Below are 24,526 nucleotides of genomic sequence, written 5' to 3'. Positions count from 1 at the left end.
GGACAACGACGACGACGACGAGGTCGGCGATCCCTCAGCGGATCGGCTCGAGCACGTCCTTTCCGACAAACGGCCGCAGCGCCTCGGGCACGACGACCGACCCGTCGGCCTGCTGGTGGTTCTCGAGGATCGCCACGAGCCACCGCGTGGTGGCCAGCGTGCCGTTGAGGGTGGCGGCGGTCTGCGTCCGGCCCTCGTCGTCGCGGTAGCGCACCCCGAGCCGGCGGGCCTGGAACGTCGTGCAGTTGGACGTCGACGTGAGCTCCCGGTAGGTCCCCTGCGTGGGCACCCACGCCTCGCAGTCGTACTTACGCGCGGCCGAGGAGCCGAGGTCGCCGCCGGCGATGTCGATGACGCGGAACGGCAGGCCCATGGCCTCGAGCATCTCCTTCTCGAAGCCCAGCAGGCGCTTGTGCTCCTCGTGCGCCTCCTCGGGCTTGCACCAGGAGAACATCTCGACCTTGTCGAACTGGTGGACGCGGATGATGCCGCGGGTGTCCTTGCCGTGGCTGCCGGCCTCGCGGCGGAAGCACGAGGACCAGCCGCAGTAGCGCTTGGGACCGGCGGAGAGGTCGAGGATCTCGCCCTGGTGGTAGCCGGCCAACGCGACCTCGGAGGTGCCGACCAGGTAGAGGTCGTCGTCCTCGAGCCGGTAGACCTCGTCGGCGTGCTGGCCGAGGAACCCGGTGCCCTGCATGATCTCGGGCCGCACGAGCACGGGCGGGATCATCATGGTGAAGCCGTTGGCGGTGGCCTTCTGCGCGGCGAGCTGCAGCATGCCCAGCTGGAGCAGGGCGCCGTAGCCGGTGAGGAAGTAGAAGCGGGCGCCGGAGACCTTCGCGCCCCGCTCCATGTCGAGCAGCCCGAGGCTCTCGCCCAGCTCGAGGTGGTCCTTGGGCTCGAAGTCGAAGGTGGGGATCTCGCCGATCCGCTCGATCTCCACGAAGTCGTCCTCGCCGCCGGCGGGCGTGCCCTCCTCGACGACGTTCGACAGCAGACGCTGGAGCCGGTCGACCTCGGCCGCCGCGGCCTTCTCGGCCTCCTCGGCGTCCTTGACCGCCTGCTTGAGGGCGCCCGCGGCCTCGAGCAGCGCCGGGCGCTCCTCGGGCGAGGCCTTACCGACCTTCTTGCCGTGGGCCTTCTGCTCGGCGCGGGCGGAGTCCGCGGCCGCGATGGAGGAGCGGCGGGCCTCGTCGGCGGCCAGCAGCTGGTCGACCAGCGACGGATCCTCGCCACGGGTGCGCTGGGAGTCGCGGACGAGGTCGGGGTTCTCGCGGAGCAGCTTGAGATCGATCACGCATCTCAGCCTAGCGGCCCGCGCGAATCCTCCCAGCGGCCAGTCGCGGCCGGGCGCCGCGGCCCCCTCAGACGCCGAACAGTTCCAGGAAGGCGTCCTTCTCGAACATGCGCGCGGTGTCGACGGCCGTGGGCGTGCCGCCGTACGGGTCGGCCCCGGCTTCGTAGAGCACGCGGACGACCTCGCCGTACCCCTTGAAGACCGCGCCGGCCAGCGGGGTCTGACCCCGGTCGTTGGCGCGGTCGACCTCGGCACCCCGCTCGAGCAGTGCGCGGACGGTGTCCGGGTGGCCGTTGTAGGCGGCGAGCATGAGCAGGGCGTCGCCCCGCTCGTTGGTCAGGTCAGGGCTCACGCCGGCGTCGACATACGCCGCGAGCCGTTCCGTCTCGCCGTCCCGGGCCAGCTGGAACAGCATCTGGGCGAACTCGAGGACCTCCGGGTCCACACCCTCCCGTGGCGAGCGCACGTCACCGTCCGCGCCGGGTCGCTCGTCGTGGTTCTGTCCGCTCATGCTCCGAATCCTATCGGGACGGCGCGGTTGCGGCATCATGGAAGGCGATGACCACTACCACCCGATCGTCACGCCGTGGTCGGACCCTGCTCCGCACGCGGGGCGCGGTCATGGCCTCCCTCCTCGCGATCCTGTCCGGCGGGGCGGTCACCGGCGCGCTCATGGCCTCGGCGATCAACGACCCGAACTCGTCGAGCGCCGGGCGGATCGCGGCGGTCGTCCCGCAGGTCGACCCGCGGACCCTGTCGGGTCCGGCGTACGCCAACGCCGCCCCGGGCACCTGCCTGACCTGGTCCATCGACGCCGCGGACCGCGTGGCCTCCTTCGACACGGTCGACTGCGCCGAGCCCCACCGGTTCGAGGTGGCGGGGCGGATCGACCTGTCCGAGGTCCCCGGGTTCGGCGAGGGGACCCCGCTCCCGGACAGCGACGACCTGGCCCCGGTGGGCACGGACCGGTGCCTGCCGCTGATCTCCCGGTACGCGGGCGGCCGCGAGGTCGATCCGCAGGGCCGCTTCACCGGACTGGTGGTGCCGCCGTCCGAGGAGGGCTGGGCCAAGGGCGACCGCAGTGTCCTGTGCGGGATCGCGGCCGCCGAGCTCGACGGCCGGTCCGCCCTGTCCACGGGCACGTTCGCCGAGGCGGACCAGCACCGCCGCTGGGAGCCGGGGACGTGCCTGGGATTCACCGCCGAGGGCCTGCCCGGCGCACCGGTGCCGTGCTCGGACGACCACTCGATCGAGATCGTCGCCGACGTCGACGTGACGGGGACCTTCCCCGAGGGGCCGGTCCCGCCGGATCCGCGGCAGCAGTCCGAGCTCACCGCCGACGCCTGCCGAGAGGCCGGCATCGCCTATCTCGGCGACCCCGAGACGCTGCGCCGCACGACGCTCATCTCGACGCTGGTCAATCCCATCTCCGAGATCTCGTGGCGCACGGGCAGTCGCACCGTCAACTGCGGACTGATGAGGGCCGCCGAGCCCGGGCCGTTCGCGGTGCTGCGCGGCTCCGCGCGGCAGGGTGTGCTCATCGACGGGAACACCCCGGTCGCGCCCACCACCACAGAGATCCCGCCGCCCGGCCAGCAGCCCGGTGGCGACACCGGCGCCACGACCGACACCGGCCAGGGCACGGTCGCCGTCCCGGTGCCCGGCGGCGGGGCGCCGTGACCATCCGGGTCGACGAGGCGCGGTTCGAGGAGCTGGTCGACGACGCGCTGGACTCGGTACCGGACGCGCTGTTCGAGGCCATGGACAACGTGGTGGTGCTCATCGCCGACCGGAATCCGGACGAGCCCGGCCTGTTGGGTCTCTACGAGGGCGTCGCACTGACCGAGCGGGACACCACCTACTCCGGGTTCCTGCCCGACACCATCACGATCTACCGGGGCGCGCTGTGTGACTTCTGCTCGACCGAGGAGGAGTTGGTCCACGAGGTGGCGGTGACGGTGATCCACGAGATCGCCCACCACTTCGGGATCGGCGAGGAGACCCTGCACGCCCTCGGCTGGGGCTGAGCGGAGCAGCCGACGCGCGGCCGCGGGAGCCACTCCGCAGCCGTCAGTACCCGGGCCGCCCCAGGTGGTCGCCCCACCGCTCGCACGCCCAGCCGCCGCCGTCCGGGGCCAGCTCGATGACGCCGCAGTTGGGGATCCGGTTGTCGAGCGCCCACTGCGAGGGCACGGCCCCGGCGAACACGGCGATCATCCGCATGAGCGTGCCGTGGACGACGAGCACCACGTCGACGGCGTTGTCGAGGTAGGACTCGCGTAGCTCGGCGATGAGCGGCATGGCGCGCCGCCGCACGTCGAGCGCGCTCTCGCCGCCGGGGAGCCGGGAGTCCAGCTCGCCGTTCTCGAGCCAGTCGCGGACCACCCGGTTGTAGGCCAGCAGCGCGTCGGGCCCGGTCTGCATCTCGTACTCGCCGGCCTGCACCTCATGGACACCGGGCACGGCCTGGGTGGGCAGGCCCATCTCCCCGGCGATGAGGCCGGCGGTCTCGCGGGCGCGGGCGGCCTCCGAGCTCAGGATGACCGAGGGGCGGATGCCCGACCCGGCGAGCTCCTCACCCACCAGCCGCGCCTGCTCGCGGCCGAGGTCGGTCAGTGGGGCGCCGGGCAACGCGGTGTCGAGGGCGCCGGCGACGTTGGAAGGGGTCTGCCCGTGGCGGACGAGGTGGAGTCGGGCGCTCACCCCGCGCCCTCCCCTCGACGCAGTCCGTCGATCCAGCGCAGCGCCTCGGCGCGGTCGGGCGGCGGCGCGCCGGCCTCGCCGCCGTCGGCGACGGGCCACGACCCGAGGAAGCGCAGGTCGGAGGTGCGGTGGCGCAGCGCGACGAGCGCCTCGGACACCGCGGGGTCGTCGATGTGACCGACGAGGTCCACGTGGAACAGGTAGGTGAACCGCTCGACGCGGGTGGGTCGGGAACCGATGCGGGTGAGGTCGATGTCGCGGATCGACAGCTCGGTCAGCGCCTGGACGAGCGCGTTGGGCTGGTGCGGCAGGCCGAACACGACGCTGGTGCGGTCGCTGCCCGTGCGCGGCGGCGGCGGGGCCGGCCGGCCGGCCAGGACGAAGCGGGTGCGGGCGCCGCCGACGTCGGCGACGCGCTCGGCCAGAGGGACCAGCCCGTTGATCTCGCCGGCGCGGGCGGGCGCCGCGGTGGCGTCGGCGGTGCCCGCGGCGACCTCCTCGGCGCCGGCGGCGGTGGAGGACGTGGTCTCGATGTGCGCCTGCGGCAGGTGGACGCCCACCCACCGACGGACCTGGGCGGCGGCGACAGGGTGGGTCCGCAGCACGCGCACGTCGGCGGCGGCGGTACCGGGCCGCACGAGGATGGAGAACGCCACGTCGAGTTCGGTCTCGGCGAAGATCTGGAGCCGCTCCCCCACGGCGAGCGCGTCGCCGGTGGGGTTGACGGTGCCGTCGACGGAGTTCTCGAACGGGACGCACGCGTAGTCGGCGGCGCCCGAACGGACCATGGCCAGCGCCTCGTCGGGGGTGGGGGCCGGGACGGCCTCGGCGTCGGCGAGCAAGTCGGAGGTCCGCGCGTCCGCGCGGAGCCGGTGCAGGGCGGCGTCGGTGAAGGTGCCGGGCGGGCCGAGGTAGGCGACGGTGACCACGACGACGAGACTAGTCAGCGACGGTCGGGATCGGCGGACGCGAGGTCCGCGGACACGGCGTCGACCCGCCCGTCGGGCACGAGGGTGCACGTCACGACATCACGGATGGCCTCCCGGGCCGATCGCGACAGGCCCAGGATGCGGGCCGGGTCCGGCGCGGCGATCGCGGCGCGCACGTCCGCCCCGGTCATCGCGGCCACGGCGCCCGCGAGCAGCGCCCACACCTGGTCCGCGTCGGCGCACCGGGGCACGAGGCCCGAGCCGAAGCCGACCCCGGAGTGCGCGGCCACGGCGAGCAGGTCCGCGAGGTGGTCGGCGGCGGGACCGGGACCGGTCAGGCCGCGCGCGACGTCGACGATCGCGGGGGTGTCTGCGGCGAGCACCGCGGACACCTCCTCCAACGGCGGGAGGCCGAGGTCGGCGGCGGGCGCGACCACGACCGGGGCGGGGGCCGACCAGCGGGCGAGCGTGCCCGCCAGGGTGGCCTCGTCGGCCACGAGGTCCTCCAGGAGGTCGGGCCGCGAGGGACCCCGACTCAGCAGTTCGAGCGACACCGTCATGCACTCAGGTGTACACCCCGCCCGTTGCTACGCTGACGACCGATGGGTACCGACGACGCCCCCGTGCCCGAATACGCGGCCGACTACTCCCCCGCCCCGGATGACGCGCCGGACGCCTCCCACCTCACCCCGGAGGAGAAACGCGGCCCGCGGACCGTGCATGTCGCGCTCGGACTCCTGGCGTTTCTGCTGATCGTCGCGGTGGCCACCAATCCCGCCTCGGTGCTGCCGAGGGACTCGACGCTGCACGGGGAGCACCACCTCGACGTGGACTCGGGGCTGGAGCTCGCCGTGCCCGTGGGATGGCGCGTGGTGAGCGACGCGGAGCTCGGATCGCTGCAGATCGTGCCCGTCGGGACGGGGCACGCGCTGGAGACCCGCATCCTCGCGGGCGCCCTCGAACCCGGTATCGCCGCCGCCGCGATCGCCGACGACCAGGGGGCGGCGACCGCGCTCGCCGAGACCATCCAGCTCTACATCCTGGGCGTGTCCGGCATCCGCGACGAGCGGCGGGTCACACGCGTGGACAACGAGGCCGGCACGGGCGCCGCCGTCTCCTACGTGGTGGTGCCCGACGAGTTCGCCGACCTCGACTCCGGCGGGCTCGTCTACACCGCCGTGTTCGGCTCGGAGGGGCGGCGGTGGTGGGTGGCGTACGTGACGACCGCGCAACAGTCCGCCCCCGGCGTCAAGTGGATGGACGGGATCGTCGACAGCGTCCGGCTCGCCGAGTGAGCGGGTCCTCGCACTCCGCGTCCGACGCCGGACGGGTCCGTCGCGCACTCTCCCCCCGCGCCGCGGTCGCCCGGTACGCCTCCCGGTTCGACCCGGTCACCGACCCGCGCGTCCGCCGGCTGCTGGTGGCCGAGCTCGTCATCGTCCTGGCCGTCACCTTCGGCCTGTCCGGCGCCTACGCCGTCCTCGACCTGGTCTCCGCACTGCTCGCGCCGGCCGACCTCGCCGACCAGACCGCCGCACTCAACGTCTCCCGCTCGGAACATCCGTGGCTCGACCTGGCCTACCAGGCGCTCGGCGTGCTGCGGTTGCTCGCGTGGGCCCTGCTGCCGCTGGTGCTGCTCGCGCACTCCGGGATCCGCGCGCGGGCGCTCGGTCTCGTGCGCGACAGGCCCGGGCGGCAGGTGGCGTGGGCGCTCGCCCTGACCGCGGTGATCGGCGTGCCCGGCCTGGCGCTGTACCTGGGGGCCGTCGCCGCCGGGTACAATCTGCAGGTCGCGGCGTCCGGATTGGGCGAGACGTGGTGGCGGCCGGTCGTGCTGGTGCTGTCCGCGGCGGGCAACGGCGCAGCCGAGGAGATCCTCGTCGTGGGCTACCTGCTCGTGCGGCTGCGGCAGCTCGGCGTGCCGCCGTGGCTGGCGCTGGCCGCCAGCGCCCTGCTGCGCGGGTCGTACCACCTCTACCAGGGTTTCGGCGGCGGGCTGGGCAATCTCGCGATGGGCGTGGTGTTCGCGCTGTGGTGGATGCGGACCCGCCGGCTGTGGCCGTTGGTGCTGGCGCACACGCTGCTGGACGTGATCGCGTTCCTCGGCTACGCGCTGCTGGCGCCGCACGTGTCGTGGTTGTGACACTGGTCCCGCCGGCGCGACGGGACCAGCCGACCTCGCCGGCGGGCAAGTAGAGTCCGATCCCATGACCGACGACCCCAGGCGCCGGCACCTCACCCCCGAGGAGGCCGCCGAGCTCCGGCGACGCGCCCGCGAGCGACGCGGCTACGCCGACCCCGGTGCGCCGCGCGATCCGGCGGCCCGCCCGGGTTCGGCCGGTCGCGATCCCGGCGCCCGGCGCGATACGGCGGCCCGTCGTGACCAGTCCGCCCGGCGTGATCCGGCGGCGTCCCGCGATGCCGCGGCGCGGCGGGACCCGGGCGCGAGGGCCGCCGACGCCGGCCGTGAGCATCCGCTCGGTCGCACCGGCTACCAGCCGCGGCAGGAGCCCCAACCGCTGACGCCCGAGGAACGGGCCCGCTACCTGCGGGAGGACCCGCGCGATCCCCGCGACCCACGCGATCCCCGCGACCCACGCGACCCACGCGATCCCCGCGATCCGCGCGATCCGCGCGATCCGCGACGGTCTTCTCGGGCGCGCGCCGGCGGGCGCGACCCCTATCGACAGGCGACCGACCGTCGCGGCGGGCGGCCTGATCGTCGTTCCGCGCGGGCGGCCTCGGCCGCCCGACCCCGCCGGCGCCCGGGCCGGGCTCCCCTGTGGCGGCGGATCGGGCCGCTGCGCATTGTCGGCCTCGTGCTGGTCCTCGTGCTCACGTTGGGTGTGGTCACGGCCCTGTGGGCGGACTCGAAGCTGCAACGGATTGACGCGCTCACCGACTACCCGGGGCGGGGCGGCAACACGCCCGGCACCGTGACCCTGCTCGTGGGCACCGACTCCCGCGAGGGGCTCACCCCCGAGCAGCAGGCGCAGCTGTCGACCGGGTCCGAGTCCGACGCCGGCGGCAAGCGGACCGACACGATGATGCTCGTCTACACCCCGCGCGGCGGCGACCGCACGATGCTCATCTCGCTGCCCCGCGACCTGCTCGTGACCATCCCCGGTTACGGCGAGAACAAGCTCAACGCGGCCTACACGTTCGGTGGACCGCCGCTGCTCACCCAGACGCTCGAGCAGCAGACGGGCGTGCGGATCGACCACTACGCGGAGATCGGATTCGGCGGCTTCGCCGGGATCGTCGACGCCGTGGGCGGAGTGGACATCTGCATCGAGGAGCCCATCGTCGACCCGCTCGCCGGCCTCGATCTGGCCGCCGGATGCCAGACGCTCGCCGGACCGCAGGCCCTGGGATTCGTCCGCACCCGCTACGGGTTCGCCGAGCAGGACCTCCAGCGGGTGCGTAACCAGCGGCAGTTCCTCGGCGCGCTCATGCGCAAGACCCTGTCCCCCGGGAACCTGCTCAACCCGTTCACCGCGGTACCGCTGCTGAACTCCGGGGCCGAGGCCGTCACCGTCGACACCGGCGACCACATCTGGACCCTCGCGCGTGTCATGTGGCGCCTCAGCGACGACCCGCTGACCGTGACCGCCCCCCACGACGGGATGGCGTCGGGATCGGTGGGCTCGTATCTGACGTGGGGGCCCACCACCACCGGGTTCTTCGACGCGGTCGCCGCCGGGCGGACCCCCGGCCCGGAGTACATCGACGCCGGGCCCTGATCGGCGCGCGCTCAGCCGGCAGGGGTGATGGAGACGATCCCCCACGTGCCGTCGGGGTTCTCCGCGAGTCGCACCCGCTGACGGATCAGGACCGGATCGGCCTCCGGCGGGTACTCGGTGAGGTCGACCTCGAGCAGCGTGGGCGTCAGCTCCCGCGCCTCGACGCAGTGGGTGGTGCCCTCGGCGACCCGCTCGACGCCCTCGACGCGCAGCCGCTCCTCGGTCATCCGACTGGACGGCGCGACCGCCTCGAATGCCTTCTCCGCCGACCGCTCCGCGTAGTAGGCGTGATCGAACGCCAGGACCGCGCCGGCGGGCGTGTCGAGCGATCCGGGGCCGGCGCCGACCACGCGGCCGGGCTCCGAGACCTCCGCGCACCCGGTGACCGCCTCCTCGGAGGGACTGACGGCCCCGCGGGCGACGATGAATCCGAGCACCGCGGAACCGCCCAGCACCGCCACACCGGCGGCGGCCAGCAGGACGATCCGCACCGGGCGGCGGTCGAGCACCGCAGGCGACTGCGGCGGCTCGTCGATCGGCCTACGCACCTCGGCCGCGGCGGTGCCCAGCGGGAGGGTCGACAGGTCGTCGACGTCGGCGCCCGCCGTCCGGCCGGGGCCCGATCCCGCACCCGCACCCGCACCCGCACCCGCACCCGCACCGAGTGTGATCCGGGTCGGCGGGGATTCACGCGCGGGCTCGTCAGCGCGGCAGTCCGCCGGCGACGCACCCGCACCACCGGCCACACCCGCGACCCGGTCGACCGCGGGCACGCCCGGGAGCGACGAGTCCGGGCCGGGCCCGGTCCGCAGCCACGGCGGGACCGTCACCTCGGGGAGACGGGGCGACTCGTCGTCGTCCCCCCTGGTCGGTCGGTCGGCCACGCGCCCCACTCCCTCGGATCGTCCCGGGTCGACACATCGCGTCGTGGGCGACCCTCGACGTCGCCCGAAGGGATCCTAGAACGCACGGCGCCCCGTCGGGGGTCCGTGCCGCGCGGACCTTCTAGCGGAGGGTCACCTGCCGGGCGCGCAGCCCGTCGCGGGACGACCGCTCCTCGGAGGTGAGCGGGGCGTCGTTCGTGAGCGCCTCGCGCAACCGCGCGTCGAGCTCCTGCAGACCCGGCGCCCACTCCTGGTGATGCATCTCGCGGTCCAGGTCGAACACCGGCACCAGCAGCCCGTGCGTGCGGAAGGACCCGGCGAAACGGGACCCCTCGCCCAGGTGCAGCCCACCCGCCGCGTGGACCCGGGCCAGCGCCTCGAACAGCGCGTCCTCCTCCTCGGGCCGGACCCAGCGGATGTGCGCCTTCTCGCCGGCGTCGACCCACCACGCGGCCTCGATACCGTCCGCCTCCACGCGCGCCGAGGGCATCATGACCTCATTGGCGTTGCGGACCGCCTGCTCGATCTCGGGGGCGACCTGCACTCCCTCGGCCACCCACCACGAGAAGTCGTGGTGGACGACGATCTCCAGCGGGGCGTCCCGGACCATGACGTCCGCCAGCGACGGCGTCGACCCGGTCGGGTGCGATGAGGTGAGCGTCTCCCCGCCGCCGGCGCGGCCCGCCCAGTCGAGCGCGTACGCCAGATCGGCGGCCGGGTCGGGGCCGTGGACCTGCACCTGCAGCCCGACCATCGCCTCGCCGCCGAGCTCGGAGTCGCGGACCAGGGCTGCGATCGCGCCGGGCAGGACCGTCGCCAGCGTCACGTCGCGCCCGCCTCCGACCGTCGTGAGTTTCGCGGTGGCCGACGGCACGAACTCGCGCATCGCCACCATGTCGCATTCGCCGGCGAACCCGGCGAACGGCCGCGGCTCGACGCTCAGGTCCTCCCGCTCGGCCGCGCGTGCGGCGATCTTGGCCTGGCGGTTGCCGCCGGCCTTGGGCTCGTTGTGCCTGTTCCGTCTACCCACGGCCCCCACGATACGGTGCGACTTCGTCAGGTGCCCGCCGGACCGGCGAGTCGGCCGGTCGGTGCCGGCCCCTATGCCCCCGGATCACCCGGCAGGCCCCGCGTCGCCTCACTCGGCACGCCGGCGCCGGCCCCGTCCGCGGGCCCCTCGGTCGGCGGCGTCGCGCCGTCGAGGACGGTCAGCGCCCGCGCCGGCACGTTGGTGCCCACCCAGTCCACGCCGAGGTCGCGACACAGGAGGAGATCGGCGGGGTCGTCGACGGTCCAGCAGTACGTCCCCATGCCCCGTGACCGCCAGTACTCGACCAGCCACGGCCGGGCGCGCAGCGCGCTGATGCTCGGCCCCATCAGTTGGGCGCCGAACCCCTCGGCGGGCCAGGACTTGAAGACGTTGCGCCGTTCGCGCAGCTGCACGGTCGGCACGTCCGGCGCCAGCTGCCGGAACCGGCGGACGGCGGAGACGGAGAAGCTCATCATCACTGCGCGTGACTCGGCGAAGGACGCGGCCCGGTCCAGCCCGAAGTACTGGAGTTCGTCGCGCAGCGCGGTCTCGACGCGCCCGCCGGTGGGCACGGGGTGCTTGGTCTCGAGGAACAGGCGGACGCGGGGATACGCCTCGGCCATCACGAGGAAACTGCGCAGGGTCATGACCGGCTCCGGCCTGCGGTGGACCGGGTGCCAGGAGCCCACGTCGAGGGCCGCGACCTGGTCGAGGGTGGCGGAGTGGACCCACAGGTCCCTGTCACCGACGCGGGTGGTGCGCGGGTCGTGGAGCAGCACCGGGACGCCGTCGGCGGTGAGGCGGATGTCCACCTCGAGCGCCTCGGCGCCCTGGTCGAGGGCCTGCTGGTAGGCGACGCGGGTGAGTTCGGGATATTCGGCCGAGGCGCCGCGGTGGGCGACGACGCCGCTTCGGGTGGAGACGGGTGAGGGCAGGTGGGTGGTCGCGGGGACCGTCACGTCTCACTCCTTCCGGGTCGCGGACGCCTCCACGATCCCCGCCGGGAGGAACCTGCGGGTGAACCGCGGGGAAGGGTCGGTGAAACTCCGCATGACGGACCGGGTCTCGCGGGCGGTCCACACGGCGGCGAGGGCGGCCAGGGCGGTGAGCAGGACGGTGTCGGCGGCGGCCTGGGAGCCCTCGCCGCTGCCGCGCCACAGCGCCAGGGCGACGGCCAGGGCGTTGACGCCCCACGCCGCCCACCAGCGCCTCAGGTCGGATCGGGAGGGGGCTCGGTCCGACGCCCGGCGCAGTTCCTCCAGGTAGACGGGTAGGCGGAAGAAGTTGACGACGACGAGGAGAGCCCCAGCCCACAGGCCCGCCCGTGACCGCGGATCCGGGACCGGCGCGTAGGCCCGTCGTCGGGTCTCCACGAGCCAGGCGGTCGCGGTGATGGCAGCGGCGACGCCCACGGCGATGGCGACGATCCCGGTCACCCAGACGAGCGCGGTGGTGACGGCCTCGATCCACCACGGCGCGAGCCGGTCGGCGTACCAGGCGAGTGCGGCGTAGCGCAGGCCGTGGGCGACGGCGGTCGCGGCGAACCAGGCGCCGGCGGCGCGCATGATGCCGGGGGCGGCCGAGGCGAGGCGGGCCGGCCGGGGCGCGGCGGGCGGCTCGAGTCGGTGCGGGATCGCGACCGGGGGCAGGCCCCACCTCGGGGTGGCCGGATAGGCGGGTGTCCGCGGGCCCCACGCGGGTCCGGTGCGGTAGCGCGGCAGGGGCGGTCGCGGGGTCGGTACTGGCGACCGCCACGGCGGGTGCGCGACCCAGCGCCACTGCCCCTGCCGCCGCGGTGTGGTCATGGCGACCATGCTGGCACAGCCCGGGTGGCGCGGGCGCGCGGTGCAGGTGGCCCGGTCTCGCGTCCGCGGATGGCGCGGGCGCGCGGTGTGGCACATGCTGGGGTCATGTCCGTGAGCTGTGTGCGCGTCCACGATCTCGTCTCAGGCCGCGCCGATCCCGGGGACGCGTACGTGGTGCTCGTGGACCGGCTGTGGCCGCGGGGCGTGCGCAAGGACGCGTTCCGCCACGACGAGTGGTGTACCGACGTGGCGCCGTCGACCGAGCTGCGGCGCGAGTTCCACGGCGGCGATCTGGACTTCGCCGACTTCGCCGAGCGGTACCGCGCCGAGTTGGCCCGCCCTTCCGCGGCCGGGGCTGTGGAGCGCCTCGCGGCCCGGGCGGCCGACGGGAAGCTGGTGCTCACGTATGCGTCACGGGACACCGAGCACAATCACGCAACGGTCCTCGCGGACCTCGTCCTCGCCGCCTCCTGCTGACCGGACCGGACCTGCGCCACGCGCCGTTCATGTATCCGTCATCACAGAGGGGGTGACGGACCGCGCAGCCGTGTGTATGGTCTGTCTCAGTAGTTGAAATCGTTCGTTGTATTTCTGTAGATCCACCGCCCTTGCGAGAGGGCAGTGCGGCACCGCAGGGAAACACACAGCACGCTCTCTGCTGCAGCACCCGGTACTCCGACAAGCGGAGCACCGACTCTCGAAAGGCATCATTATGGCTACCGGTACCGTGAAGTGGTTCAACGCTGACAAGGGCTTCGGCTTCATCGCCCCCGACGACGGCTCGGCCGACGTCTTCGCCCACTTCTCCGCCATCAACGGCTCGGGCTACCGCTCGCTCGAGGAGAACCAGCAGGTCTCCTTCGACGTCGCGCAGGGCGCCAAGGGCCTGCAGGCGGAGAACATCACCCCGATGTGATCTGACGTCAGAGTGATCTGACGTTCCCAGACTGCACGAGAGGGCCCCGCGGGAGAGATCCTGGGGGCCCTTTCGCATGTCCGGGTCCGCGCACAGCCGCTCCCGGCGATGGCGTCTCGCTCCCCTGCCTGGCGTCTCGCTCCCGCGGCCCGCGCACAGCCGCTCCCGGCGATGGCGTCTCGCTCTTCTGCCTGGCGTCTCGCTCCCGCGGCCCCGCACAGCCGCTCCCGGCGATGGCGTCTCGCGCGCACCGAAGAGCGGGCGAGACGCCATCGCGAGGGGCGGCTGCGTTCGGGGCTACGGCTGCGAAGGCCGCGACGCCTGCGGAGGTCGTGGGTCGCGGCGTCCGCGGAGGCCGGAGCCGCGACGGCCGCGATCAGATGGGGCAGGCGACCCCGCTGCGCACGTGGCAGTCGTAGCCACCGGGATTCTTGACCAGGTACTGCTGGTGGTAGTCCTCAGCGTAGGTGTACTTTCCGGAGCGGACCTCGTCGAGCATTCCGATCTCCGTGGTCAGCGGCCCGTAGCCCGCGGCGTCGAGCTCCTTCTGGTAGCCCTCGGCGATGCGGCGCGCCGCCTCCAGCTGCTCCGGCGTGGTCGTGTAGATCGCCGAGCGGTACTGGGTGCCCATGTCGTTGCCCTGACGCATCCCCTGAGTGGGGTCATGCCATTCGAAGAACTCCGCGAGCAGCTTCTCCACGGGCAGCACCTCGGGATCGAAGACCACGAGAACCGCCTCGGTGTGGCCGGTCAATCCCGTACACGTCTCCTCGTAGGTCGGGTTGGGCGTCCACCCACCGGCGTAGACGGCCGCCGTGGTCCAGACGCCGTCGAGCTGCCAGAGCACCTTCTCCGCACCCCAGAAGCAGCCCATACCCAGCACGATCGACTCGTGCCCCTCCGGGAACGGCGGCACCATCGGATTGCCCGTGACGATGTTCTTCGGCGCCACGACCACCGGTTCCGCCCGGCCCAGCAGCGCCGAGTCGGCGTCGACGACCTCGGTCGCCCGTCGCATCGCGGATTGTCTGATCGCGTCCTGTAGCCAGCCCATGTAGCCAGGGTAACCGCGTCGCGGGATCGAGATCCGGCCGTGATGTGACCGATCCCATAGTCCGCGTTACAGTGGTCGCCAGTACGACCGAGGGGGATCTGGACGTGACCGCCACACAGCCTGCAGTCCAACGACTTCGCGCCATCTTCGACGCCGATCAGCCGCAGCCGTTCGACGGGACCGGCTGTAGCGATCACGTCCGCCGCCGCAATATCGCGGTGCCCGTCGCGCTCGCCGTCATCCTTCTGGTCGTGCTCATCGCCCTGCTCGTCCTCTGACCGGCCAGCGCGCGGTCGGGGCCCCGGCACGCGGCGAGGTCAGCTCGCCGACGGGCCTCCGAGGCGCTCGCGCGCGACCCGCACCAGCAGCGGCGCCCACGGCGCGCAGTCGTCCTCGGGCAGGGCCGCGATCTCCCTCAGTTCGCCCACCGTCACCCACCGTGCCTCGGCGATCTCGGCCCGCGGCTCGGGATCGCCGTCCATCCGGGCGGAGAACACCTCAGAGACCAGCAGGAACCCGGGCTCGTTGGCGGTGGCCGTGTCGAACCGGCCGAGCGACTCCAACGCGTCAGGCGTGAGGGGCACCCCCAGCTCCTCGTCGATCTCCCGCACCGCGCACTCGAGCGGCGACTCCCCCGTCTCCCACTTGCCTCCCGGCAGCATGAAGCGGTCCGTGCCGACCTTGCGCACCGTCACCACGGCGCCGTCGGGCCGACTCAGGATGACGGCCGAGACCGAGATGGTGCGCACGGCCGCCGTATCGGAGTGATCCACGGTTCTGATCATGGCAGGACACCGCGGCCGCCCGCGAGCCCACCGCGGCGCCGGACGACGCGCTCGCCCGCAGATCACTATGGTGGAGACGGACGCCGTGACAGGCGCCACGGGTCGACCCCGCGCGCTGCCCGTCACCCAACTGAAAGGACACTCCACTATGGCCGAGTACGTTCTTCCCGATCTCGACTACGACTACGGCGCTCTCGAGCCGCACATCTCCGGCGAGATCATGGAGCTGCACCACTCCAAGCACCACGCCACCTACGTGAAGGGCGCCAACGACGCCCTCGAGCAGCTCGCCGCGGCCCGCGAGGACGGCAGCATCTCCGGCAAGGCCCCGCTGCTGAGCAAGAACCTGGCCTTTCACCTCGGTGGCCACACGAACCACTCCATCTTCTGGAAGAACCTCTCTCCGGAGGGTGGCGACCGCCCCGAGGGTGAGCTCGCCGCCGCGATCGACGCCGAGTTCGGCTCGTTCGACAAGTTCCAGGCGCACTTCAACGCCGTCGCGACCACCCTGCAGGGCTCCGGCTGGTCCGTCCTCGGCTGGGACCACATCGGTCAGCGCATGGTCATCCAGCAGCTCACCGACCAGCAGGGCAACATCTCGGTGAACATCACCCCGCTGCTCATGCTGGACATGTGGGAGCACGCCTTCTACCTCCAGTACAAGAACGTCAAGGCCGACTACGTCAAGGCCTTCTGGAACGTCGTCAACTGGAAGGACGTGGCCGAGCGCTACGCCGCCGCCAAGGGCTGACGGAATCGGACCCGTCACGGCTCTCCTGAGCTGACAGCGGCCCGGGTGGGGATCACCCCGCCCGGGCCGCGTCCTGTCCGCCGCCGGGGTCCGCGACCGTGGAACCGGCCGGGCCCCGGAACGTGGAACCGACCCGGCCGGTGGTGCGCACCCGGCCCGTGGTGCGCACCCGGACGGTCGTCCGAGACGCTACTGTGACTCACGCAACCGCCCCGGCGTCCGCCGCAGCGGCGCACCCGCGCGAGAAGTGAGGTCCCTTCGGTGTCCAACGGCGAGCGACAGGTCGACCACTCCCAGACCGGCACTCCGACCGGCATGAGTCGCCGCACCGTCCTGGGCGGAGCCGCCGCCCTCGGCGGGATCGCGGCCCTGCAGTCGGTCCTGCCCGCCGTCGCCTCAGCGCAGTCCACGGCCCTGTACGTCGGCCGCGGCATCGGGGACATGACCGGAGAGCCGCTGGGCGCGGGCATGAACGGGTACGCGGACACCGAGCAGCTCTCCGTCGGGCTGCACCTGCGGCAGAGGGCCCGCGCCTTCGTGTTCGCCGACTCGCCGTCGTCGCCCCGGTTCCTCCACGTCACCGCCGAGATCGGCCTGATCTTCCAGTCCATCCACCAGGAGGTCCTCCGACGCCTGGCGGCGGAGTTCGGCGGCACCTACCACGAGGGCAACGTGGTCATCACCGCCACGCACACCCACGTCGCCCCGGGCGGCACCTCCGGCCACCCGATGGTCGACCTGTCGATGCTCGGCTTCCGCCCGGTCACGTTCGAGGCCAACGTCGCCGGCATCGTCGACGCCGTCCGGATGGCGCATCACGACCTCGCACCCTCGGAGGTCGGCGTGACCACCGGCACCCTCCGCGACGCCGGCGTCCAGCGTTCCCGCGGCTCGTTCGAGCGCGACACCCCTGAGGAGCGCGCCCACTTCCCCGAGGGGATCGACCCGCGGTCGCAGTCGCTGCAGATCACCCGCGGCGGCCGGCTGGTGGGCGTCCTCAACTGGTTCGCCACACACGCCACGTCCATGACCTCGCACAACCGCATCGCCTCGTCGGACAACAAGGGGTACGCCGCCTGGCACTGGGAGCGGGAGGTCGCGGGCCAGGACTACCTCGCCGGCGTGACGCCGCACCTGGTCACCGCCTTCGCGCAGACCAACCCCGGAGACGTCAGCCCCAACCTGGACCTCGAACCCGGCCGCGGGCCGACGCCGGACGAGTGGCTCAACACCCGCATCAACGGCGAACGACAGTTCGCGGCCGCCCGCGACCAGGTGGGCAGGGACGTACGCCCCCTCGGCGGCGGGATCGACGTGCGACACGTGTGGGTCGACATGTCCGCCGTCGAGGTGGGCCCTCAGTTCACCGGCGACGGGCGCACCCACCGCACCGCCGTCGCGGCACTGGGAGCATCGTTCGCCTCGGGGAGCCAGGAGGACGGCGGCGGCGGGGACGAGCTGCCGTTCGCCGAGGGCGACCGCGGCGGCAACCCCGCGGTCAAAGCCCTCACCGACGTGGTGATCCCCGGGTGGCTGCGCGAGGCCCACGCGCCCAAGGACGTCCTCCTCCCGGTGGGGCTCGTGCCGAACGCCGTGCAGCGCGTGTACCCGTTCCACCTGGTCCGCCTCGGCACGCACTACCTGTTCACCCTGGGCTTCGAGCCCACCGTGGTGGCGGGTCTGCGGCTGCGGCGCACGCTCGCGGCCGAACTGGGCGTGGCGGAGGACCACGTGACCGTCCAGGGATACTCCAACGCGTACGGCCACTACGTGACCACGCCCGAGGAGTACTCGGCCCAGAACTACGAGGGCGGCGCGACGATCTTCGGGCCGTGGACCCTGCCCGCGATCCAGCAGATCGCCGCCGACCTGGCCCGCTCGATTCGGGCGGGGACGCCGCTGGATCCCGGAACCTCCGAGCGGGACCTCACCGGACAGATCCCCGTCTCCCCGCTCGGTAACCCGCTCGTCGACACCCCGGCCCCCCTGCGGAACTTCGGCGACGTCCTGGACCAGCCACTGCCGGAGTACCGGGTCGGGCAGCGCGTCCTGGTGAGGTTCTGCGGCACCCACCCCAACTCGGATCTGCGCCGCGGCGGCACCTACCTGACGATCGAACGCCGCGACGGCCGGCGCTGGGTTCGGGTCCACGACGACGGCGACTGGTCCACGATGATCGTGTTCGAGGGGCTGCTCACCGTGACCAACGCAGTCATCACGTGGGACATCCCGCCGCGCACCCCGGCCGGGGAGTACCGGGTCGTGTACACCGCGTCGGGCCGCGGGTTCGACGGCCGCCTGTTCCCGGTTCGGGGGCAGAGCCGGGGCTTCGCGGTCCGCTGAGGCGTGGTCTGGGACACTGGAACCGACATTCGTTGCAGTCCCAAGTGAAAGGACAACACCCGTGGACATCAAGGGTGCTTCCGTCATCGTCACCGGTGCCGCCTCCGGCCTGGGTAACGCCACCGCGCGTTCCTTCGCCGAGAAGGGCGCCGTCGTGTTCGGCCTCGACCTCCAGCAGTCCATCGACAAGGCCGTCGAGCAGGGTATCGACGAGGGCATCACCCTCATCGCCGCCGACGTGACCAGCGAGGACGACGTCAAGGCCGCCATCGCCCGCGCCACCGAGGCCGCGCCGCTGCGCGTCGTGGTCAACTGCGCCGGCATCGCGCCGGCCGCCCGCATCGTCTCCAAGAAGGGCGTCCACGCGCTCGACCTGTTCGAGACCTGCATCTCCGTGAACCTCGTGGGCACCTTCAACGTGCTGCGGCTGGCCGCCGAGGCCATGTCCACCCAGGACACCGTCGACGAGGACGGCCAGCGCGGCGTCATCATCAACACCGCATCCGTCGCCGCGTACGAGGGCCAGGTCGGGCAGATCGCCTACGCCGCCTCCAAGGGTGGCGTCTACTCGATGGGCATCTGCGCCGCCCGCGACCTCGCGCAGTTCGGCATCCGGGTCAACACCATCGCCCCGGGCACCATCGAGACCCCGATGCTCAAGGGCCTGACCGAGGAGTTCCAGAAGTCGCTCGAGGCCGCGATCCCGTTCCCGTCGCGCCTCGGCCGCCCGTCGGACTACGCGCAGCTGGCCAACGCGATCGTCGAGCACGACTACCTCAACGGCGAGTCGATCCGCATGGACGGCGCCCTGCGCATGGCGCCACGCTAGTCAGCGCGCCGCGCACGGCAGCGCGGCGCTCCCCCTCGAGCGCCGCGCTGGATTGCGCCGCGCTGCAGCGTCGCAGACGACTGAGGCCCGCCCCCCTGATCGGGGCGGGCCTCGGTGCTGTTCGAGCCGGTGTCAGCCGCGACCGTTGTCGATGGCGGGGCCCGGAGCCGGGGCCGGAGCCGGGGCCGGAGCGGCACCCTGGGCCGGGGCCCACGGCAGCGGCGGCAGCGGCGGGAGGGCGATGCCGGCGGCGGTGAGCGCGGCGTGGATCTCCGGCGCGAAGTAGATGCCCGCACCGATGGCGGCGACGGAACCCAGCCCCAGGGTGGCGGGAACGAGCGAGCCGGTGCCGCCGGGGAGCGAGCCGGCACCGAGGGACCCCTCCATCGAACCGAGAACGGTGGTGGCTCCCTCGCCGATGCCGAGCGAGCCCGCGATAGGAGCGTAGATTGGGGCCAGCGAACCGGTGGTGGGCTCCCCCAGAAGCGAATCAGTGGTGGTGATGGAGCCCGTGCCGGGTGCCGGGCTGAGCGAGTTGACGCCGGAGGAGGCGATCGCCTCGGACAAGGAGCCCGAGAGCGAGCCGGTGGTCGGCTCGCCGATCAGGGAACCCTCGGTATCGAGGGAGCCGTTGCCGGTGGCATTGCCGTCCAGGATAAGCGAGCCCAGGTCCTCCGGGACCGAACCGTTGCCGGCCGAGTCGCCGGAGCCCTCGCTGCCGGAGCTCAGCTCGCCTGAGCCGCCGGTCAGGCTGCCGGCGTCCAGGCTGCCCTCGCTCTGCGCGTTGGCGACGCCGGTGGCGCCCGAGATGGCCAGAGCGGTGGCGGCAGCGACGGCGGCCACCTTGCGGGTCGTGAACGTCATTTCTTCGTCTCCTCGTGTGGAAAAGGTCCCCAGGCGCGGAGGCTCGTGGCCGAACCACCCCGGGCGGGGTTTGACGGCGTCAAAACAGTGTTATGGAGAAACCGCTTCGACCGCCCTGCCCGCAGGTCGGTGCACTCAGGACGTCAACGGAGAAAACTTAGTTAATTCTTAGTTATAATCTGGCCCGAGAACTATTCTCGGCCTGCGATTCTGGCCTCGTCCGGGCGGATCCGGTCACGCTTCTTCCCGTGATTACACCACCGCCGATGCCTCGAGGCCCACCCCCGGCGTCGGGAGCGGGCCTCGAGAGCGGAAACAGTACGGGGCGGAGGAGGCCCCGGAGGATCAGAACTGGGGCAGCGGCGGCAGCACGATTCCCGCGTCCGTCAGAGCCTGCTCGATCTGCGGCGCGAAGTAGATTCCCGCCCCGATGACAGCGGCGGAGCCGCCGACCAGCAGCACCGGCCCGAGCGAACCGGATCCACCAAGCGAATCCGTACCGCCATCGGAGCCGATGACGATTGCCGGACCCCCATCGGAGCCCAGTGCGTCACCGACCGACGCCACGGCCGGCACCAGGGAGCCTGAGGTGGGCTCGCCGAGGAGGGAACCGGCGGTGTCCACGGAGCCGGTACCCGGCGCGGGACTCACGGCGTCGGAACCCGCTGCCGCGTTGACCGAGCCCACGCCCTGCGACACGACCGGGGCGAGGCTGCCGAAGGTCGGCTCGCCGAGCAATGCGGAGCCCGAGGTGTCGATCGATCCGGGGCCGACCTCCCCCGTCCCCTCCTCGGCCGAGCCGAGGGCGGAGGACTGAGCGTGTGCCAGACCCACTCCGCCGGTCAGGGCGAGAGCAGAGACGGCGAGGGCTGCAGCGGCGCGGATGTGACTCGTCATGGGTCAGTATTCCTTTCGGGCGGGATGCGCCGGCACTCGGCGAGATTTAACAATTCTAATCATTCCGCCGAGAACACACTGCGCGGCCACCGCGAAATACCCGCGCATGAGGGGTCCAAAATCCGAAGTGGACGAACGTTCAGAGCTAGTAGCCATCCCGGCTCGAGCGGGAGATCCACTCGCGCACAGCGCGAGTGGCCCGGACATCGTCCTCGTTGTACTCCAGGATCCGTTGCCTTCCCGCCTCACGCTCGACACCCCGGGCCGCCTGCGCGTCCCGGTACCACCCGAGCGAGGCCTCACCGCCCGCTTCCGGATCGCGCCAGGTGAACCCGGCGACCGGCGCGACCACCTTCAGGCCCAGGCCGGACGTGGACACGAACTGGGTGGCGACGGCCTCGTGAACGTCCACCCACAGCGGAGAGGAGATGAATCGCCGCACCTCGGCGACGCCGGGGACCCCCTTGACGACGGCGAGGGTGCCTTCCGGGCCGAACCTGCTCGCCGAGGAGAGGAGCCAGCCGTTCTCGGCGGCCCGTGAGTAGCAGTACGCGCGGAACGAGCGCCCCTGCCCTGCCGCCCGGTCCCGTATCCCGGTGAGCCAGCGCCAGAATTCCGCGAACGCCCGCCCCTCGTCGGCGCCCGGAAGTCGCGACCACGTCACGAACGGCCGATAGCCCTCGTCCTCGAGCGGCCGCCCGTCCCTCAGGGTGAGCAGCGTGCCCCACAGGTAGGCGCCGTCGTCGAGGTGGCTCTCGAGGTCGACGTCGACCTCCACGTCCGCCCGGGAGATCTTCGGCCGCGCCACCTTGGGCACCACGACCTCGCCGTCGCGGTGCGCCCGCGCGCGCAGGACCGCGTCGGAGTACGGCTCGCCGTTCCAGTCGGTCGGCCGGTCCGGCCCGGCCTCCGCGAGTTCCGCCACGGTGCGGATCCCCCGTGCCCTCAGAGCCCCCACCTGTCCGCCGCCGACGACGAGGCTGACGTCATCGGACAGGACCAGCCGGTCGCGACACCCCTCGACGGGCCCGTCCCGGTCGTCCCACCCCTCCCACCACGGGCAGGTGCGGCATTCGCCGATCCGGCTGGGGGCGGTGTCCAGCTCACCGCGCACCACCGCCAGTCGCGTGGCGTGGGTGCGGTCGGCCGGGTCGAGCACGGGCTCGAGGTCGTGCACGACCGCCCTCGCCGAGCCCAGCCCGAGCACCGCACCCACCGGACTCGACGCCGCGTGCCCCGCGGTCTCGAGCAGACGCCAGGCGTGGACGAGCCGGTCGAGGTCCGCCGGATGGCGCCGTACCCGCAGGGAAGGATCGGGCTCCGGCGCCCAGTCGAGGAGCCGCGTCACCGTCGCCGTCGCCGACCCCTTGCCCCGCCTCGGATCGACCACCTTGTGGTTGACCACCAACACCGGCGCGTACCCGCCCCCTGGCACGGCCGCCAACGTGCACCTCAGGCCCGCCCGACCACTGCCCTCATCGGCGGGGAGGGCGGCGCCCCACACCAGAGTCGCCCCATCGGCCAACGCCCGGAGGGTCTCCTCCTCGTCGTCGTCACCCGGTACGTCCCCCGGCAGATCCGTCCAGTGGTCCCCCACCACGTCCACCACCGCGGCGTCGGGGCGAGCGCCCGCGAGCGCGCGCTCCCTCAGTCCCGCGCGGCGATCCGCCGCAGCCATGGCGCGCAGCCTGACGCCCTCGTCGATCGGCGCGGTCCGCCACCACCCCGGCCGGGCGTCGCGCTCCCGGGCCACTCGGTGCAGACATCTGGCCCCCGACGCCGGTCCCACCACCGCCGCGTCGGGGACCCGGCCCGTGGTGCGCTCGGCGTCCTCCATCGCCGTCCATCATGGCCCAGCCGCCCAGTGCACGACGGTCCGGTCCTCAGTGCCCGGCAATTCGCCTAGGCTGGTGGCCTGATGTTCGCGACGAGAGAAGGATCGACGCCCATGGGCAAGCTGACGACCTACCGCGACAAGCGTGCCGGACTCCGGGCCCATGCCGCGGCGCTCAAGTCCACCGCCATGACCGAAGCCAAGCTCGCGGCCAAGGAGGCCCGCAAGCAGGCCAGGGAGGCTCACCGCGTGGAGCTGGCGGAGGCCAAGAAGCGCGCCAAGCTCGAGGGCAAGAACGCCGACCGCAGGGCAAAGCGGGAGGAGAAGCGCGCCGAGAAGCAGAACAAGCTCGGCCGCAAGGCCGCCAAGCGGGACCGGAAGGCCGAGAAGGTCCACGCCAAGGAGGAGCGCAAGACCATCAAGCGCGAGGCCAAGATCCTGGCCAAGGACCGGAAGCTCGCCGAGAAGATCGACGCCGCCGGCCGCAAGCACGAGTACCAGCTGGCCGAGATGGAGCTCGACAAGCTCAAGGGCACCAAGCTCAACAAGGACGACGTCCAGCGCTGGCTGAACATAGCCCAGGTCGCCACCCCGGTGCTGCTGCCACTGCTCTACAAGGTCGTGTCCAACGTGCAGAGCTCCGACAATACCGCCGGGGCCGGCGGCGTCGATCTCAAGGCCGCCGGCATCAACGCCACCGGCCCCGGTGCCGCCCTGGGTGCGCGGATCGTCCGCCTCGAGCGCACCCTCGACCAGCTCGAGACCAGCCGCGGTGGCGAGCGGGAGGTCAAGGACTTCGTCGCCTCCACCCGCAAACGCCTGACCGACCTGCGTACGGCCGTCGAGACCGCCGAGACCACGCCCACCGCCCAGCGGCGCGAGATCCACTCCTCGATCTCCGGCGAGCTCGACCGCGTGAACAAGGACGTCCTGGCCCGCCTGGGGGTCAAGGCGTGACCCAGCTCCGCTGTCGTCCGGTGCAGCGTGGTGGTCGGGCGCTGGGTGGGCGTCCGGCGCTTGGTGGGCGTCCGGCGCTTGGTGGGCGTCTGGCCTCCGTCGCGGTGGCGGCCGCGCTGCTCGGCGGCGTCACCGCCCCCGCCGTGCTGCTCGCGCCCGTCGCGGCCGCGCACTCCGTGCTGATCTCCGTAGACCCGGAGGACGGCTCGCAGCTCGACGCGGCGCCCGAGCAGATCGTGTTGACCTTCAACGAGGAGGTCAACCAGAACTTCGCCTCCGTCGCCGTGACCGCCGGGGATGACCGGACGAACCGCGTGACCGGCGAGCCGATGGTCGATGGCGAGACCGTCACCGCCCGCGTCGACGACCTCGCGCCCGGCGCCTACACCGTCGGCTATCGCGTCACCTCGGCCGACGGGCACGTCGTGAGCGGGTCCTCGGTGTTCACCGTGGCCGGTGCCGAGGGTGGCGCCGGTGCTGGCGAGGCCGGTGGTGAGGGCGGTGCAGCCGGCGGCGAGGGCGGTGCCGGGGCTGAGGGTTCCGCTGCCGGCGGGGCCACGGCTGCCGACGCCGGTGGCGAGTCCGCGGACGCCGATGCGACCGAGGCCGATGTCGCCGACGAGACCTCCGGCGAGAGCTCCGGGGTCAATCCCGTGATCTGGGCGGTCGGCGGCCTGGCCGTCCTGCTCATCGGCGGGGCGTTCGTGCTGCTGCGCCGGGGTCGCGGCAGCGGCAGCTGACTGACCGGCTGACTGACTGACTGACCCGGGGCAACGGGCCGGCGCGCGCTCCGGACCTCGGCCCGCCCCCGGGCAGCCGCACGCCTCCTTGGCGTCTCGCTCCCGAGCCTGGCGTCTCGCTCCCGCAGATGGCGTCCCGCTCCTGGGCCGGGCGTCTCGCTCCCG

27 protein-coding genes are annotated in these 24,526 nt (G+C 72.8%); 13 read left to right on the top strand and 14 right to left on the bottom strand.

What is annotated here, in order from left to right; genetic code table 11:
• Window positions 1-34 precede the first annotated feature (34 nt).
• Both serS and DCI01S_RS03010 read right to left on the bottom strand, forming a co-directional pair.
• Window positions 35-1,297: a serine--tRNA ligase gene (serS, locus tag DCI01S_RS03015; protein ID WP_007631882.1), complete on the bottom strand. Its 1,263-nt coding sequence runs from the start codon at window positions 1,295-1,297 to the stop codon at window positions 35-37.
• 67 nt (window positions 1,298-1,364) lie between these two features.
• The gene (locus tag DCI01S_RS03010) at window positions 1,365-1,808 is read right to left on the bottom strand and encodes an ankyrin repeat domain-containing protein (RefSeq protein WP_061227868.1); all 444 of its coding nucleotides are present in this window, start codon (window positions 1,806-1,808) and stop codon (window positions 1,365-1,367) included.
• A gap of 47 nt (window positions 1,809-1,855) precedes the next feature.
• Between DCI01S_RS03010 and DCI01S_RS03005 the strand changes: the two genes are divergently transcribed.
• Window positions 1,856-2,977 (top strand): septum formation family protein, encoded by a 1,122-nt coding sequence (locus DCI01S_RS03005; RefSeq protein WP_232302999.1) that lies wholly within the window; start codon window positions 1,856-1,858, stop codon window positions 2,975-2,977.
• Window positions 2,974-3,324 (top strand): metallopeptidase family protein, encoded by a 351-nt coding sequence (locus DCI01S_RS03000; RefSeq protein ID WP_061227867.1) that lies wholly within the window; start codon window positions 2,974-2,976, stop codon window positions 3,322-3,324. The genes DCI01S_RS03005 and DCI01S_RS03000 overlap by 4 nt, the downstream gene beginning before the upstream one ends.
• A gap of 43 nt (window positions 3,325-3,367) precedes the next feature.
• On the opposite strand, the gene DCI01S_RS02995 is transcribed toward DCI01S_RS03000, so the two are convergent.
• From DCI01S_RS02995 to DCI01S_RS02985, 3 genes are read right to left on the bottom strand one after another with little or no spacing between them, the layout of a single operon-like run.
• Entirely contained in the window at window positions 3,368-4,000 is a 633-nt protein-coding gene (locus DCI01S_RS02995) for a histidine phosphatase family protein (RefSeq protein WP_061227866.1), read from the bottom strand.
• Entirely contained in the window at window positions 3,997-4,929 is a 933-nt protein-coding gene (gene pheA, locus DCI01S_RS02990; RefSeq protein WP_061227865.1) for a prephenate dehydratase, read from the bottom strand. The genes DCI01S_RS02995 and pheA overlap by 4 nt, the downstream gene beginning before the upstream one ends.
• A gap of 14 nt (window positions 4,930-4,943) precedes the next feature.
• A complete protein-coding gene (locus tag DCI01S_RS02985; protein WP_061227864.1) occupies window positions 4,944-5,489 on the bottom strand; it encodes a hypothetical protein in 546 nt (181 codons plus the stop codon).
• Window positions 5,490-5,531: 42 nt separating this feature from the next.
• Here DCI01S_RS02985 and DCI01S_RS02980 point away from each other — a divergent pair, with 42 nt between their 5' ends.
• From DCI01S_RS02980 to DCI01S_RS17795, 3 genes are all read left to right on the top strand, one after another.
• Complete coding sequence (locus tag DCI01S_RS02980) at window positions 5,532-6,224, top strand: APA family fibronectin-binding glycoprotein (RefSeq protein ID WP_061227863.1); 693 nt, start codon at window positions 5,532-5,534, stop codon at window positions 6,222-6,224.
• Window positions 6,221-7,072 carry a CPBP family intramembrane glutamic endopeptidase gene (locus DCI01S_RS02975; protein WP_061227862.1) on the top strand — a complete coding sequence of 284 codons (852 nt, stop codon included), beginning with the start codon at window positions 6,221-6,223 and terminating at the stop codon, window positions 7,070-7,072. The genes DCI01S_RS02980 and DCI01S_RS02975 overlap by 4 nt, the downstream gene beginning before the upstream one ends.
• 64 nt (window positions 7,073-7,136) lie before the next feature.
• Window positions 7,137-8,672 carry an LCP family protein gene (locus DCI01S_RS17795; RefSeq protein ID WP_244881631.1) on the top strand — a complete coding sequence of 512 codons (1,536 nt, stop codon included), beginning with the start codon at window positions 7,137-7,139 and terminating at the stop codon, window positions 8,670-8,672.
• Between the two features lie 11 nt (window positions 8,673-8,683).
• Here the strand turns inward: DCI01S_RS17795 and DCI01S_RS02965 are convergent, their stop codons facing one another.
• The 4 genes from DCI01S_RS02965 to DCI01S_RS02950 all read right to left on the bottom strand — a co-directional run bounded on the left by DCI01S_RS02965 (window position 8,684) and on the right by DCI01S_RS02950 (window position 12,391).
• Window positions 8,684-9,556, bottom strand: a complete 873-nt coding sequence (locus tag DCI01S_RS02965) for a DUF8176 domain-containing protein (protein ID WP_061227903.1) — start codon at window positions 9,554-9,556, stop codon at window positions 8,684-8,686.
• A gap of 121 nt (window positions 9,557-9,677) precedes the next feature.
• Window positions 9,678-10,586, bottom strand: a complete 909-nt coding sequence (locus DCI01S_RS02960) for a DUF5926 family protein (protein ID WP_061227861.1) — start codon at window positions 10,584-10,586, stop codon at window positions 9,678-9,680.
• A gap of 71 nt (window positions 10,587-10,657) precedes the next feature.
• Window positions 10,658-11,545: a glycerophosphodiester phosphodiesterase family protein gene (locus DCI01S_RS02955; RefSeq protein ID WP_061227860.1), complete on the bottom strand. Its 888-nt coding sequence runs from the start codon at window positions 11,543-11,545 to the stop codon at window positions 10,658-10,660.
• A gap of 3 nt (window positions 11,546-11,548) precedes the next feature.
• On the bottom strand, window positions 11,549-12,391 hold the full coding sequence (locus DCI01S_RS02950) for a DUF4328 domain-containing protein (RefSeq protein WP_232303001.1): 843 nt from the start codon (window positions 12,389-12,391) through the stop codon (window positions 11,549-11,551).
• Between the two features lie 105 nt (window positions 12,392-12,496).
• Here DCI01S_RS02950 and DCI01S_RS02945 point away from each other — a divergent pair, with 105 nt between their 5' ends.
• On the top strand, window positions 12,497-12,868 hold the full coding sequence (locus tag DCI01S_RS02945) for a DUF488 domain-containing protein (RefSeq protein ID WP_061227859.1): 372 nt from the start codon (window positions 12,497-12,499) through the stop codon (window positions 12,866-12,868).
• Between the two features lie 235 nt (window positions 12,869-13,103).
• The gene (locus tag DCI01S_RS02940) at window positions 13,104-13,307 is read left to right on the top strand and encodes a cold-shock protein (RefSeq protein WP_017837502.1); all 204 of its coding nucleotides are present in this window, start codon (window positions 13,104-13,106) and stop codon (window positions 13,305-13,307) included.
• Between the two features lie 376 nt (window positions 13,308-13,683).
• Here the strand turns inward: DCI01S_RS02940 and msrA are convergent, their stop codons facing one another.
• The gene (msrA, locus tag DCI01S_RS02935; protein ID WP_061227858.1) at window positions 13,684-14,361 is read right to left on the bottom strand and encodes a peptide-methionine (S)-S-oxide reductase MsrA; all 678 of its coding nucleotides are present in this window, start codon (window positions 14,359-14,361) and stop codon (window positions 13,684-13,686) included.
• Between the two features lie 104 nt (window positions 14,362-14,465).
• Here msrA and DCI01S_RS02930 point away from each other — a divergent pair, with 104 nt between their 5' ends.
• On the top strand, window positions 14,466-14,639 hold the full coding sequence (locus DCI01S_RS02930) for a hypothetical protein (protein WP_156482532.1): 174 nt from the start codon (window positions 14,466-14,468) through the stop codon (window positions 14,637-14,639).
• A gap of 39 nt (window positions 14,640-14,678) precedes the next feature.
• Here DCI01S_RS02930 and DCI01S_RS02925 read toward each other — a convergent pair whose 3' ends face one another.
• Window positions 14,679-15,134 (bottom strand): NUDIX hydrolase, encoded by a 456-nt coding sequence (locus DCI01S_RS02925; RefSeq protein WP_232303002.1) that lies wholly within the window; start codon window positions 15,132-15,134, stop codon window positions 14,679-14,681.
• Between the two features lie 160 nt (window positions 15,135-15,294).
• Between DCI01S_RS02925 and DCI01S_RS02920 the strand changes: the two genes are divergently transcribed.
• The 3 genes from DCI01S_RS02920 to DCI01S_RS02910 all read left to right on the top strand — a co-directional run bounded on the left by DCI01S_RS02920 (window position 15,295) and on the right by DCI01S_RS02910 (window position 19,069).
• Window positions 15,295-15,897: a superoxide dismutase gene (locus tag DCI01S_RS02920; RefSeq protein ID WP_007629669.1), complete on the top strand. Its 603-nt coding sequence runs from the start codon at window positions 15,295-15,297 to the stop codon at window positions 15,895-15,897.
• A 261-nt stretch (window positions 15,898-16,158) separates the two neighbouring features.
• Window positions 16,159-18,240 (top strand): neutral/alkaline ceramidase, encoded by a 2,082-nt coding sequence (locus tag DCI01S_RS02915; protein WP_061227855.1) that lies wholly within the window; start codon window positions 16,159-16,161, stop codon window positions 18,238-18,240.
• Between the two features lie 61 nt (window positions 18,241-18,301).
• Window positions 18,302-19,069, top strand: coding sequence for an SDR family NAD(P)-dependent oxidoreductase (locus DCI01S_RS02910; RefSeq protein ID WP_007629673.1), 768 nt, complete (start codon window positions 18,302-18,304; stop codon window positions 19,067-19,069).
• A gap of 132 nt (window positions 19,070-19,201) precedes the next feature.
• On the opposite strand, the gene DCI01S_RS02905 is transcribed toward DCI01S_RS02910, so the two are convergent.
• From DCI01S_RS02905 to DCI01S_RS02895, 3 genes are all read right to left on the bottom strand, one after another.
• Complete coding sequence (locus DCI01S_RS02905; RefSeq protein WP_061227854.1) at window positions 19,202-19,933, bottom strand: hypothetical protein; 732 nt, start codon at window positions 19,931-19,933, stop codon at window positions 19,202-19,204.
• A gap of 345 nt (window positions 19,934-20,278) precedes the next feature.
• Complete coding sequence (locus DCI01S_RS17105; protein WP_061227853.1) at window positions 20,279-20,830, bottom strand: hypothetical protein; 552 nt, start codon at window positions 20,828-20,830, stop codon at window positions 20,279-20,281.
• 145 nt (window positions 20,831-20,975) lie between these two features.
• Window positions 20,976-22,667, bottom strand: a complete 1,692-nt coding sequence (locus DCI01S_RS02895; RefSeq protein WP_061227852.1) for a TM0106 family RecB-like putative nuclease — start codon at window positions 22,665-22,667, stop codon at window positions 20,976-20,978.
• Between the two features lie 111 nt (window positions 22,668-22,778).
• Here DCI01S_RS02895 and DCI01S_RS02890 point away from each other — a divergent pair, with 111 nt between their 5' ends.
• Both DCI01S_RS02890 and DCI01S_RS02885 read left to right on the top strand, forming a co-directional pair.
• Window positions 22,779-23,621: a DUF6474 family protein gene (locus DCI01S_RS02890; protein ID WP_061227851.1), complete on the top strand. Its 843-nt coding sequence runs from the start codon at window positions 22,779-22,781 to the stop codon at window positions 23,619-23,621.
• 104 nt (window positions 23,622-23,725) lie between these two features.
• Window positions 23,726-24,361, top strand: coding sequence for a copper resistance CopC family protein (locus DCI01S_RS02885; RefSeq protein ID WP_244881630.1), 636 nt, complete (start codon window positions 23,726-23,728; stop codon window positions 24,359-24,361).
• Window positions 24,362-24,526 lie beyond the last annotated feature (165 nt).

The organism is Dietzia cinnamea NBRC 102147 (assembly GCF_001571065.1).
Classification (GTDB): Bacteria; Actinomycetota; Actinomycetes; order Mycobacteriales; family Mycobacteriaceae; genus Dietzia; species Dietzia cinnamea.
This window is presented reverse-complemented; position numbering and strand designations above follow the sequence as displayed.

What these genes read in the sequence shown, in the direction of transcription:
- DCI01S_RS03005 (WP_232302999.1), top strand. Translation starts at nt 1,856, where the DNA reads ATGACCACTACCACCCGATCGTCACGCCGTGGTCGGACCCTGCTCCGC.
- DCI01S_RS17105 (WP_061227853.1), bottom strand. Translation starts at nt 20,830, where the DNA reads ATGACGAGTCACATCCGCGCCGCTGCAGCCCTCGCCGTCTCTGCTCTC.
- DCI01S_RS17795 (WP_244881631.1), top strand. Translation starts at nt 7,137, where the DNA reads ATGACCGACGACCCCAGGCGCCGGCACCTCACCCCCGAGGAGGCCGCC.
- DCI01S_RS02950 (WP_232303001.1), bottom strand. Translation starts at nt 12,391, where the DNA reads ATGACCACACCGCGGCGGCAGGGGCAGTGGCGCTGGGTCGCGCACCCG.
- DCI01S_RS02945 (WP_061227859.1), top strand. Translation starts at nt 12,497, where the DNA reads ATGTCCGTGAGCTGTGTGCGCGTCCACGATCTCGTCTCAGGCCGCGCC.
- DCI01S_RS02905 (WP_061227854.1), bottom strand. Translation starts at nt 19,933, where the DNA reads ATGACGTTCACGACCCGCAAGGTGGCCGCCGTCGCTGCCGCCACCGCT.
- DCI01S_RS02980 (WP_061227863.1), top strand. Translation starts at nt 5,532, where the DNA reads ATGGGTACCGACGACGCCCCCGTGCCCGAATACGCGGCCGACTACTCC.
- DCI01S_RS02985 (WP_061227864.1), bottom strand. Translation starts at nt 5,489, where the DNA reads ATGACGGTGTCGCTCGAACTGCTGAGTCGGGGTCCCTCGCGGCCCGAC.
- DCI01S_RS02895 (WP_061227852.1), bottom strand. Translation starts at nt 22,667, where the DNA reads ATGGAGGACGCCGAGCGCACCACGGGCCGGGTCCCCGACGCGGCGGTG.
- DCI01S_RS02940 (WP_017837502.1), top strand. Translation starts at nt 13,104, where the DNA reads ATGGCTACCGGTACCGTGAAGTGGTTCAACGCTGACAAGGGCTTCGGC.
- DCI01S_RS02920 (WP_007629669.1), top strand. Translation starts at nt 15,295, where the DNA reads ATGGCCGAGTACGTTCTTCCCGATCTCGACTACGACTACGGCGCTCTC.
- DCI01S_RS03010 (WP_061227868.1), bottom strand. Translation starts at nt 1,808, where the DNA reads ATGAGCGGACAGAACCACGACGAGCGACCCGGCGCGGACGGTGACGTG.
- DCI01S_RS02890 (WP_061227851.1), top strand. Translation starts at nt 22,779, where the DNA reads ATGGGCAAGCTGACGACCTACCGCGACAAGCGTGCCGGACTCCGGGCC.
- msrA (WP_061227858.1), bottom strand. Translation starts at nt 14,361, where the DNA reads ATGGGCTGGCTACAGGACGCGATCAGACAATCCGCGATGCGACGGGCG.